Origin of the sequence: Mucilaginibacter sp. SMC90 (assembly GCF_022811725.1) — a bacterium.
Classification (GTDB): Bacteria; Bacteroidota; Bacteroidia; order Sphingobacteriales; family Sphingobacteriaceae; genus Mucilaginibacter.
Genome location: NZ_CP094527.1, coordinates 5,063,258 through 5,075,263, shown reverse-complemented (window position 1 = coordinate 5,075,263; position 12,006 = coordinate 5,063,258). Strand labels below are relative to the sequence as shown.

Sequence of the window (12,006 nt, the reverse complement as noted above, 5' to 3'; positions counted from 1 at the left end):
AAGTGAAGAAGTTAAGCGTAATAGGCGCGTTGGTGCTTTTGGTGCTGCTGCTCGCAAAATGCCAGAAAGCAGCCCAGTTCCCTGCAGATAAATATGACGAGCGTTTATCGGGAGGTGATGCCACTGTGTTTGATATTACCTCGCACTCGTTTGGCAATATGTTTCCCGGACTTTCGGGCTATGATGCAGAGGTTCATGGCTTAGGCGATGCAGCATTCAGCAAGATATTTGTTACTGCGCCTGCGCCTATTAATCCGGGTTTGGGAACTATCTTCAATAACAACTCCTGCATTTCGTGTCATCATAACGATGGGATAGGCTTGCCAACAGCCGGCGAATCAAATTCGTCGCTCCTGGTGAGGATCAGCATTCCAGGTACCGATGAGCATGGCGGCCCGCTTGCTGCACCCGGTTATGGTTTGCAATTGCAGGACAAAGCCGTTTTTGGAAAAACGCCTGAATGCAAGATTAATATTACTTATAATGAGGTAGTTTACAACTTTCCGGACGGTGAAAGCTATGCCTTGCGCAAGCCTACTTATACACTAAGTAATCTGTATACTGCTCTGTCGGCAGGATACATGTTGTCGCCGCGCCTGGCACCGCCAATGTATGGTTTAGGATTGTTGGAAGCCATACCTGAAAGTACTATCGTTGCTATGGCCGACCCTAATGATTCAAACGGCGACGGCATAAAGGGACATGCCAACTACGTTTGGGATGTAGCAACACAGTCGCGCAAACTGGGTCGTTTTGGCTGGAAAGCCAACACTGCATCGTTGCTTACCCAGGTTGCTGCTGCTTACAACCAGGATATCGGTATTACCAATAAGATATTCCCGGTTGAAAACTCTTTTGGCCAATCGCAATACGATGGTTTGAAAGATGATCCGGAACTGGCCGATAGTACATTAAATGCCGTAAGGTTTTATGCGGCTACACTTGCTGTTCCGGCCCGCCGTGATGTTACCGATGCTACCAACAAAAGGGGCGAATTATTATTTAAACAAGGAAAATGTGAAAGCTGTCACCGCCAAACCCTTACAACAGGTATAAACGTAGCTTTCAAATCGGTTTCAAACCAGGTGATCCATCCTTATACAGATATGCTGGTACATGATATGGGGCCAGGCCTTGCTGATAACCGTCCCGACTTTTTAGCCGGTGGACAGGAGTGGCGTACTGCTCCGCTTTGGGGTTTGGGCTTGTTTGAAAAGGTCAATTATCCGGGTTATTACCTGCATGACGGCCGTGCCCGAAGCATTCCTGAAGCTATTATGTGGCATGGCGGCGAGGCTGAATCGTCAAAAGTATTCTTTAGTACCTTATCAAAAGTTGACCGGGATGCAATGCTCAGCTTTTTGCAGAGTTTGTAGTTCGTATCTTTCCTGATGATATTTTGAAGCGGCGTGAAGTAATTTATGCCGCTTTTTATTTGTTACCCTATAAAAATCTATATCATTGTGGAGGAGCGGCAAAGGAATGAGCCGGGGCGCGACGTGGCAATCGCATGCTACACCGGACGGATATGCATTGGCTACGAGATTGCCGCGCTGCGCTCGCAATGACATAGTTTTTGTTTGTTTCAACTCGCGCTCGTCAGCAAAGCTACCGCAACAAAAATTATACGTCAACAATTCATTAACCGTTCATAAAAAATGTGTTTTTTAGTAGATTGAAAAAAAATCCTAATTTTATTTAATGCGTTTTTATTGGTTTTTGCTTATCGCGTTTATATGCCCGCTCATGGTTTCGGCGCAAACCGGTACTATTACAGGTAAGGTAGTTCGGGCTGATACTAAAAGTCCTGTAGCCAATGCCAGCGTATTTTTAAACAATGCCACTTACGGCACGTCTACAGCCGAGGATGGAACTTTCACTTTGGCTGGTGTAAAGCCTGGCCAATACCAGTTGGTGGTTACCGGTGTTAGTATTGAAGAATATTCTACAACTGTACTGGTTGGCCGCGAACCGGCAAAATTGAGTATCGAGGTTAATCAGAAGGTGCTGATGCTGCGCGAAGTAGTGATCAGCAGCAGTGCCGACTGGAAAAAGAACTACGAATTGTTCCGCAAGGAATTTGTTGGCGATACCGAAAACGGCAAGGAGTGTAAGGTTACCAATCCGCATATTTTGAATATTATTTATCACAGGGGCAAGCAACAACTGGAAGCCTCTGGTGATGAGTTTTTGGTGGTAGAGAACCTGGCGCTGGGCTATCGTACCAAATTTTTGCTGAAAAACTTTTTGTACGATGCTATCGAGCATACTATCTCCTATTCGGGAAGTGCTTTGTTTGAAAATCTGCCCGGCAGTGCTGCGCAAAAGAAGCTTTGGAAACAAAAACGTGAGCAGGCTTATTATGGATCGGCCCAGCATTTTTACCGTTCGCTTTATAAAGGAAAACTGAAAGAAGAAGGGTTTGAGGCGCATGATTTTACAAGGCAAATTAACCCCGAACGACCTGAAGAAGCAGTGCTGATGCAGAAGATGAAAAAATACCGGGAGGGCCCGCGCGATTCGGCAATGCGTTATTATAACCTGTCGAAAATGACTAAGTGGTATCGTGAAAACCTCGCGAAGCTGCCTTACCAGGAATTTGAGATCCTGCGTAAAACACCACAGGATGGCATCTATGCACTTACTTTTCCGCACTTTTTATACGTTGTATATACCAAACGCGAGGAGACTACAGAGTTTAAGGATGTTTATCATCCGCTGGATATGCCCAATTATGAAACCAGCATCATGACCAAATATTCGGGCTACATAGCTTTTGATATGAATGGTATTGTGGTATCGAGCCCGAGTCCGCTTTATGAGGGCTCATGGTCAAAAGCAAAGCTTGGTGACCTGCTGCCGATTGACTATGAGCCTGGGGATTGATTAATTTCAAGAGGACTTTGCTAATTTCAAATTATATTTGCCGCAACTGTTGCGGGTATAATCCCTGCTACATCCTTTATGAAGTATACAAGCTTTTTAATATTAATCATTGTTTTTATTACGCAGAGAGTTTGCGCACAGCAAATAGTATTTAAAGATCAAAATTTAAAATCGGCCCTGCTAAAAAATGGGTATGATTTTAACAAAGATCATGAAATAGCAGTTTCCGAAATTGATACTGTGACAAAATTAAACGTAGCCGGAAATAATATTAAATGGTTAGATGACTTGAAATATTTTAAAAGCTTAAAAAAGATCTACGCAATGTCTAACCAGATTGCAAACCTGGATGTGTTTTTTGACAATAATACTATTGAGGAAATTTATATTGGAAAAAACGCTCTCGGAAAAAAGTTAATACTAAAGAACGTTAAAAATCTAAACATTTTAGCTGTTGCGCAAAATAACCTTGATTCAATCGAATTAAGTGGTACTGACAATATCAAACAGCTTTATCTGCAGGCCAACGCATTTGAAAATATCAAATTCAAAAACTTGGCTAATCTTAGTGCATTAGAGTTGATAGGTAATAAAGAATTAAAAACTATTGATATTAGTTCAAATTCTGCCTTATCCTACCTTAATGTGCTTTCAACGGCTGTGTCGCGATTAGATGTTTCGAATAATAAATTGTTGACAACATTGTATGTGGGTGGGACTGTAAAAATCATAAAGCATGCCAGTCAAACCAATATTAAGGCGGCCCCCATTGTAAGAGAGATTCACTGAAATGTGTAATACTTTATGTTTGTCTAAACTTACTTTCGAATCAATGAGCAAATAATTAATTACCTTTACCGCCATAAATCATATGAAGTTTATTTATCAAACATGGTGGAAGGTAGCAGCTGTTTTGCTGGTATTATCTACCTTTTACACAGGCCTGGTTTTCAAAGCGCCGAGGCTGCCAATTATTCACGAAACCATCCGTAATTTGTATTTCCACGTACCTATGTGGATGGGGATGCTCACGGTTTTTGTTGTATCGGTTTATTTCAGTATTAAATACCTGCAAACCGGTAAAGAGGAGCACGACCTTGCCTCTGTTGAATGTGTTAATACCGGATTGCTGTTTTACAGCTTAGGGCTGTTAACTGGCATGCTATGGGCAAAATATACCTGGGGCGAGTTTTGGAGCGGTGACCCTAAACAAAACAGTGCGGCCATTGCATTTTTATTGTACTGCGCTTACCTGGTGCTTCGTAACTCAATTGATGAGGAACAGAAGCGGGCCAAGATCTCGGCTATCTACAACATCTTCGCTTTCCCCATTATGATTGTGCTGATATTTGTTTTACCCCGTTTAACAGATTCATTGCACCCCGGCAGCGGCGGTAACCCTGCATTTGGTAAATACGACCTGGATAACGGTATGAAGATAGCCTTTTACCCGGCCATGCTGGGCTGGAGCTTTATTGCCCTTTGGATAGCAACCATCCGTTACCGCATCCGTTTAATTGAGAATAAGAAGAACGCTATAAATTGAGATGAAGAAATTAACGCTTTTATTGTTACTGCTTACGTTTTGTACCGCTGTTTTTGCACAGCAGGGGCAACAAGTTGAAATGGCCGATGCTTTGCGCCAGTCGGGAAAAATTTACGTAGTTGTAGCAACTATTTCCATAATTTTTGTTGGACTGGCCGTATATCTGTTCACTATAGACCGCAGATTAAAAAAAGTCGAAAACGAAAAGTAGTTCAAAAAATATGTTTAAACAATTTAAACATATTTTTAACGGCGGTGTTGGGTAGTGTATAAGGCACACTAACTAAGAAATATTTGCAATATTGATAAAAATTGTACCAAATTTGCTCACTTTTTTAAGAGATTAATATTTATACAATAGTTATGGCTACGAATATTTTGATTGCCGACCAAGAAACACACTTCTTTAGTGACGTGTGTAAAAACTTCGATCACGCTGCCCAATTCACCAAACATGATGCCGGCCTGCTTGATCAAATTAAATCATGTAACAGTGTTTACCGCTTCCGTTTCCCTATCCGCAGGGGCAACGGTTTCGAGGTAATTGATGCCTGGCGCGTTGAGCACTCGCACCACCAATCGCCAACTAAAGGCGGCATCCGCTACAGCGAAATGGTGAACGAGGATGAGGTGATGGCTCTTGCCGCACTCATGACCTACAAATGCGCCATAGTTAATGTTCCGTTTGGCGGTGCCAAGGGCGGTATTAAAATAAACCCCAAAAACTACACCGTAAGCGAGCTGGAAAACATCACCCGCCGTTACACAGTTGAGCTCATTAAAAAGAACTTTATTGGCCCAAGCATTGACGTACCTGCACCTGATTATGGATCGGGCGAGCGCGAAATGAGCTGGATTGCTGATACTTATGCTACCATGAACCCCGGTCAGCTGGATGCTATGGGCGCTGTAACCGGCAAGCCTATTGCGCTGCACGGTATTGCCGGCAGGAGGGAAGCTACCGGTCGTGGTGTGGCCATTGCTACCCGCGAATGTGTAAGCGTTGGCGAGGATATGCAAAAGATCGGCTTACTGCCAGGCTTATCGGGTAAAAGGGTAATTGTACAGGGCCTTGGTAACGTAGGTTATTATTCGGCTAAGTTTCTGTCGGAAATGGGCGCGATCATTGTTGGGCTTTGTGAGTTTGAAGGCGCTATTTATAATGAGAACGGTTTAGATATTGAGGCTGTATTTCAGCATCGTAAGGCTACCGGTTCTATTTTAGGTTACGCTGCAGCAATTCAAGAGTTTACCAATACCATGGAAGGCCTTGAGCAGCCATGTGATATCCTGGTGCCTGCCGCCCTCGAAAATCAAATTACAGAAGCAAACATCCGCAATATACAGGCTAAGATCATTGTTGAGGGTGCTAACGGCCCAACCTCACCTGAAGCCGAAGCGATATTTTATGCCAATGGCGGCATGATCGTACCTGATATGTTTGCCAACGCAGGCGGTGTAACCGTGTCATATTTTGAATGGTTAAAGAACCTGAGCCACGTAGCTTTCGGCAGGATGAACCGCAGGTTTGAAGAAAACTCCAACCTTAACCTGGTAAATATGGTTGAAGGCATTACCGGAGTAGCTTTAACTCCAATTCAACGTTCAACCATTATTAAAGGAGCATCGGAACTTGAGCTGGTAAACTCAGGTTTGGAAGATACCATGATCCGCTCATACCACGAGATCAGAGAGATCTACAAAAACAACCCTGAGATCGGAACGCTGCGTAACGCAGCTATGGTTGGTGCTATTAATAAGATAGCGGTGTCGTACCAGAATTTGGGCATCTGGCCGTAATTAAGGATTTAATAGTTTTAATATATAACGAGGTGGGTTTGAAAAAGCTCACCTCGTTTTTGTTTGGAGCTGTTTGTAAAGCTGAAAATTAATGTCATCTTAGATCAGCTTATCACATGATGAAAAAAATACTGGTAATTGCCTTCCTTCTCTTTTGTTTTTCGGCCCTAAACGCACAAATGGCAGAGAAATTCACTCCCGCCCTTATGGAAGCTAAATTTGGTGCGAAGCAGGTTTACAACAGCGATAGCCGCTCCTTTACACTTGATATTGTTACAAAGGATATTAAACCAATGAGTAGTCCCAATTTGGTACAGGTAGATAAGCACCTGGTGCAGTTTGTTCTTATTAGTAATAGCGCATTCAGTCAAACTGACACCTCCTCGGCCCGGCAACATGCCGAATTGCAAGGGTACATGCAATATGAACTTGATTATATTACAGGCGAAGCGAAACTTAAAATTTCGGATATAGAAAAGAACTTCATTACGCTCAACGGAAAGCTGTTTCTGCTTTGGTATTATAAAATGCCTGCAGATAACAATTCCGTTTTGCAGCAAATCAATTTAAGTACGCTTTGTTTTGGGCAGGCACTTAACCTCAATTCGCCGGTTACAAAAGGTGAAACTTTGGAAGAAAACAAGGACCTGTTGATAAAAATTGCCCAAACTCTTAAAATGAATAACTTTAAGATAGATCTGAATGCCTTATATAAAGAGTTGCAAAACCAATAATTCCGCGATGGGGATAGTAGCGGATACCGGCCTGTGATTAAGGCCTTGTGCTGTATGAGCGAAGAGCCCGGGCCGCAGGTATCGCCCTTTATATTGCAAAAAGGGGGGATTTAATAAAACTATATCATGGTACGAGGCAATTTTCACCCACACGTCATTGCGAGGTACGAAGCAATCGCGAACTATGCAGAGCCGCTCTGCAAGTAGGGGATTGCTTCGTACCTCGCAATGACGTACTCCTTGATCTATCTATCAATAATGATTCTAAATAATACATATGTCTTGTAATAAACATATTTCGCTGCATGTTTTGTATTTTTGCAAATCGTTATTTTAATTATATAAACCGCGGATGAAAAAAAGTGCAATTTTCGGTCTTGTTGTTATCGCTATAGCTATAGCGGTTATCATTAGTGTTTATTCAAGCTCAAGCACCTATGCTTCCTTTGCCGAGGCACAGCAAACCAGCAGCGAACTGCATGTAATAGGTCATTTTAGCAAGGGTAAGGAAATGGTTTATGACGCCACCAAGGATGCCAATTATTTTTCGTTTTACATGAAAGATAATAAAGGCGAGGAGCGTAAGGTGATTATCAATAGTACTAAGCCCGACGATTTTGAGCGTTCGGAGCAATTGGTTGTTACCGGCCAAATGGTTGGCAAAGAGTTTCATGCCTCAAAGATCCTGATGAAATGTCCATCAAAATATACCCAGGATAAGTTAGAAGTTACAGAAGTAAAGGCTAAGCAAGCCAGCATTTAATCATTTTTGATGAATACAGTTTTTAAGGGCGAACACCTTTTACCGGGACAAATCGGCCAGTTTTTTATTGTTCTTTCGTTTGGTGCAGCCCTGCTGTCATTTATAAGTTACTATTTTGCTACTACCGATGATGCCGGCAAGGCTAACAGCAGCTGGCAGCGTTTAGGCCGTTTAGGTTTTTACGTGAACTCCATCTCTATTTTAGGAATGGGCACCTGCCTGTTCTATGTACTTTACAATCATTATTTCGAATATCACTACGCCTGGGCTTATACCTCGCGCTCATTGCCTGTTTATTACCTGGTATCCGGTTTCTGGAACGGGCAGGAAGGAGGCTTTTTGCTTTGGGCTTTTTGGCAGGCGGTTTTAGGGAATATACTTATAGCAAAGGCAAAATCATGGGAACGCCCGGTAATGACGGTTGTAGCCCTGTCGCAGGTTATATTGGGCACTATGGTTCTGGGTATCGATATTTTCGGTCAGCGGATAGGCAGTTCGCCATTCCTGTTGTTACGTAACTCGGGTATTGAAGCACCAATATTTTCACAGCCTAACTATCTGGACTTCATAAAAGATGGGCAAGGCATGAACCCTTCACTACAAAATTACTGGATGGTCATTCACCCGCCTACATTGTTCCTGGGTTTCGCTTCAATAATTGTTCCGTTTGCGTATGCGGTTGCGGGGCTTTGGCAAAAACGTTATAAAGAATGGGTACAACCCGCTATATCATACGCTTTGTTTGGCTCCATGATTTTGGGTACAGGTGTGATCATGGGTTCATTCTGGGCATACGAGTCACTGAATTTTGGTGGTTTCTGGGCCTGGGATCCGGTTGAGAACGGCTCGATCTTTCCATGGTTAACTATAGTTGCAGCTTTGCACGTGCTTATCGTATTTAAAAATACTGGTCACTCATATTTTACTGCTACACTGCTGGTACTGCTAAGTTTTGTACTGGTATGGTACACGTCATTCCTTTCAAGGAGCGGTATTTTGGGCGAAAGTTCGGTACACGCTTTTACCGACCTGGGGATGTTTTGGCAGTTGGTGATCGGGATATTGATATTCCTTGCTTTATCTATTTATATATTGGTATGGCGATGGAAGGAATTACCTATCACCAAAAAAGACGAAGAAACCTACTCACGTGAGTTTTGGATGTTTGTAGGTTCGGTATTTTTAGGGTTATCGTGTTTTCACCTTATTGTGGTAACATCGGTACCGGTATGGAACGCCATGTTTGGCACCAAGATAGCACCTCCGGCCGATGCTGTTAAGCATTATAACGTGATACAGTCGTCGTTTGCATTTGTGGTGACTTTACTTACCGGCTTCACGCAATTCCTGAAATATAAAAAGACCGATATTACCAGATTTTTTATTACTACAGGGGTATATTTCCTGTTTTCGATATTGATAACAGCGCTTATTGTTTACGTAACAGGAGTTTATCGACTTAGTTTCGTTTTCAACCTGGTAATGTGCGGCTCCATCTACTCGGTTATTGCCAATGCCAAAGTTTTGGTCGATGCCTTTAAAGGTAAGTTTAAGCTTGCCGGTTCGGCTGTGGCGCATTTGGGTTTTGGCTTGCTGATGGTTGGCGCAGTAATAGCTGCCGGTACAAGTAAGGTAGTATCTGAAAATGCGAGTGGCGTTGTTAACGTACAGGGTTTTGATGCTAAAGCCGGTAATGCCCGCGAAAATATCATGATCTACAAAAATACCCCGGTAAAAATGGGCGATTATACAGTTACCTACCTTGGCGATTCGATATCATCACCATACCATTTTTACAGGGTTGATTATAAAAAGTTTGACGCCAATGGTAAAGTGGTAGAAAACTTTGTGCTTAAGCCAAAAGTACAGGCCAGCCGCGATGCGGGAATGTCTTCATCGCCCGATACCAAGCATTATCTGTTAAATGACTTGTATACCCACGTTACCGCCATCCCAAGCGAAGGTTTTGCAATGCAGGGCGAAGCTGGGCACGATGAAGGTAACGATGATAAAAACTATGACGAGCCTGTAGCTCATGAAGTTGCTATCGGTGATACCATAAGGTACCGCGATGGCTTTATGCTGGTTAAATCATTAAACAAACAGGCTACAGTTCAAAATATACCACTTACTGCCAATGACGTAGCTATCGGTGCAAACATCGAGGTTCATGCTCATGATGGTAAAGTGTATACTGCCGAGCCTGTATTTATGATCAGGGGAGGGAATGTGTTTGACTTTGCCCGTAAGGTTGATGATGCCGGTTTAAAACTACGTTTTTCGAGGATCAACCCTGAAAATAAAAAGGTGGAGATCACTGTTTATCAGCAGCCTCAAAATAAACGCCCATGGATTGTAATGCGCGCTATCAGCTTCCCATATATCAATTTCTTCTGGAGTGGTACTATCATTATGGTGATCGGCTTCCTGCTTTCTATCCAAAGGCGTAATAAAGAACTTAAAACAGTTTAATTTCTGTTAGATGGATTTAACCGGGCACCGGTTTAATATAGCTCATGACGGATTTACCGTAGTAGAGGATATGTATACCGGTGCCGAAGTTGGTGCCATTATCAAGGTCATTGAATCTGCCGATAGGTCAGGCCCGCTATTCCGTAAAACTGATGATGTGTTTGCTATAAGGCAGTTTCTGAAAGCTGTTCCGGATGTTGCTCCTCTTTTATTCAATGACAGGCTGAAAAGTGTTATCTCCAATATTTTTGGCGGCGGTTATTTTGTTGTTAAATCTATTTATTTCGATAAGCCCGGATCATCCAACTGGTTTGTGGCCTGGCACCAGGACCTGACCATTTCTGTGGATAGCAAAATTGACATAGCAGGCTACGGCCCCTGGACGGTTAAACAAAATCAGTTTGCAGTGCAGCCGCCAATAAATATCCTGCAGGATAACTTCACCATTCGCATTCATCTGGATGATACCGATGAAGAAAACGGCGCGTTGAAAGTATTACCCGGTTCACAGCTTAAAGAAATTTATCGCCCTGAAAATATCGACTGGCAACAGGAAACCGAGGTGAGTTGCAGCGTACCAATTGGCGGGATCATGATCATGAGGCCATTGCTCATGCACGCGTCAAATCGTACTACCAATAATAAAAAGAGGAGGGTAGTACATATTGAATTCAGCAGGGCTGAGCTGGCGGAAGGGATTGATTGGGCGGAGAAGAACTTTTTGTAAGTGATGTAATCTGATTGCTATAAAGGCGATACCACATCTCTACCATGTCATTATAAGGTACGAAGCAATCGCGCACTATACAGAGCCGCTCTGCTAATTGGGGATTGCTTCGTGCCTCGCGATGACGCTTTGGATAAATTGAGTTTATCCCTTCAAAAACGACAGGATCTTAGCATTCACCGTATCAGCCTTTTCAATTATCGGTAAATGTGCCGCGCCATCAACCGGGAAAAAATCAACTTTTAAAACGCTGCGGATAGAGTCGGCAAAACGTGTTGGTAAAGTTTTGTCGGCTTTGCCCCATATCAGCAGTACATTTTTCCCGACATTATTTAAACAGGCATTGCTTTGGCGGCCGTTTTGATTATAGTTGTACAAGGTTGAAACCAATGCATTTCTGAACCCTTTAAATTTCATTTGCGGCAAATAGCGTTTTATCCATTCAGGATGTTTCTTCGGATAAAGAAAATCGGTTAATTGCCCGTTGGCCCGTTCGTCAGAGTTTACGGCTTCATTATACAGGGTGAAATATTGGGGCGCTACAGGCTTTTTTTGTTCATACACCGGGTCAACAAGAATAACTTTATTTATAATATCGGGATGGCTGCAGGCAAAGTTTGTTATTACCGCGCCACCAAATGATACACCGGCCAAATTTATTTTCCCGGTTAATTTAAGCTGGTTAATAAGATCAAGCAGTTGTGTGTTGTAAAGGTCCTGGGTGTAAGGTACATCGGGCCTGTCTGAATAGCCACGGCCGTACATATCGTATCGCAACACCCGGTAACCTTTTTTTATCAAAAAATCATACGTAGGATCCCATATATAATAAGGTACGCTAAAACCATGAACAAGTATAACAGTTTCAGCACTATCCGGTCCTTCAAGCTGGTAGTGGGTTATGCCCTGGCTTAATTTGATAAAACTTCCGGGGATATTTTTGCGGTTGGCATCGGTTAAGGTTTTGGTTTCTTTATCATTGTATTTATAGAAGCCATAAAGGATTAATGACGCGGCCCCGACAAGAAATATCACAATTATGATGCTTACTTTAAGTATTTTCATGCGGTAGTAGATG

The 12,006-nt window shown here is 42.8% G+C and carries 11 protein-coding genes; 10 read left to right on the top strand and 1 reads right to left on the bottom strand.

The window, feature by feature from the left end:
• Window positions 1-2: 2 nt before the first annotated feature.
• The 10 genes from MTO98_RS21215 to MTO98_RS21170 all read left to right on the top strand — a co-directional run bounded on the left by MTO98_RS21215 (window position 3) and on the right by MTO98_RS21170 (window position 10,928).
• Window positions 3-1,376, top strand: a complete 1,374-nt coding sequence (locus tag MTO98_RS21215) for a di-heme oxidoredictase family protein (protein WP_243480985.1) — start codon at window positions 3-5, stop codon at window positions 1,374-1,376.
• A 325-nt stretch (window positions 1,377-1,701) separates the two neighbouring features.
• Window positions 1,702-2,886: a carboxypeptidase-like regulatory domain-containing protein gene (locus MTO98_RS21210; RefSeq protein ID WP_243480984.1), complete on the top strand. Its 1,185-nt coding sequence runs from the start codon at window positions 1,702-1,704 to the stop codon at window positions 2,884-2,886.
• Between the two features lie 78 nt (window positions 2,887-2,964).
• A complete protein-coding gene (locus tag MTO98_RS21205; RefSeq protein WP_243480983.1) occupies window positions 2,965-3,675 on the top strand; it encodes a hypothetical protein in 711 nt (236 codons plus the stop codon).
• Window positions 3,676-3,757: 82 nt separating this feature from the next.
• Window positions 3,758-4,432, top strand: coding sequence for a cytochrome c biogenesis protein CcsA (gene ccsA, locus MTO98_RS21200; protein ID WP_243480982.1), 675 nt, complete (start codon window positions 3,758-3,760; stop codon window positions 4,430-4,432).
• A gap of 1 nt (window position 4,433) precedes the next feature.
• Window positions 4,434-4,643: a CcmD family protein gene (locus MTO98_RS21195; RefSeq protein ID WP_243480981.1), complete on the top strand. Its 210-nt coding sequence runs from the start codon at window positions 4,434-4,436 to the stop codon at window positions 4,641-4,643.
• A gap of 152 nt (window positions 4,644-4,795) precedes the next feature.
• Entirely contained in the window at window positions 4,796-6,232 is a 1,437-nt protein-coding gene (locus tag MTO98_RS21190; RefSeq protein WP_243480980.1) for a Glu/Leu/Phe/Val dehydrogenase, read from the top strand.
• 116 nt (window positions 6,233-6,348) lie between these two features.
• The gene (locus MTO98_RS21185) at window positions 6,349-6,966 is read left to right on the top strand and encodes a hypothetical protein (RefSeq protein WP_243480979.1); all 618 of its coding nucleotides are present in this window, start codon (window positions 6,349-6,351) and stop codon (window positions 6,964-6,966) included.
• Window positions 6,967-7,318: 352 nt separating this feature from the next.
• Complete coding sequence (locus MTO98_RS21180) at window positions 7,319-7,729, top strand: cytochrome c maturation protein CcmE (RefSeq protein ID WP_243480978.1); 411 nt, start codon at window positions 7,319-7,321, stop codon at window positions 7,727-7,729.
• Window positions 7,730-7,738: 9 nt separating this feature from the next.
• Window positions 7,739-10,201 carry a cytochrome c biogenesis protein CcsA gene (gene ccsA / locus MTO98_RS21175; protein WP_243480977.1) on the top strand — a complete coding sequence of 821 codons (2,463 nt, stop codon included), beginning with the start codon at window positions 7,739-7,741 and terminating at the stop codon, window positions 10,199-10,201.
• Window positions 10,202-10,211: 10 nt separating this feature from the next.
• Window positions 10,212-10,928: a phytanoyl-CoA dioxygenase family protein gene (locus MTO98_RS21170; protein ID WP_243480976.1), complete on the top strand. Its 717-nt coding sequence runs from the start codon at window positions 10,212-10,214 to the stop codon at window positions 10,926-10,928.
• Window positions 10,929-11,072: 144 nt separating this feature from the next.
• Here the strand turns inward: MTO98_RS21170 and MTO98_RS21165 are convergent, their stop codons facing one another.
• Window positions 11,073-11,993 (bottom strand): alpha/beta fold hydrolase, encoded by a 921-nt coding sequence (locus tag MTO98_RS21165; protein WP_243480975.1) that lies wholly within the window; start codon window positions 11,991-11,993, stop codon window positions 11,073-11,075.
• Window positions 11,994-12,006 lie beyond the last annotated feature (13 nt).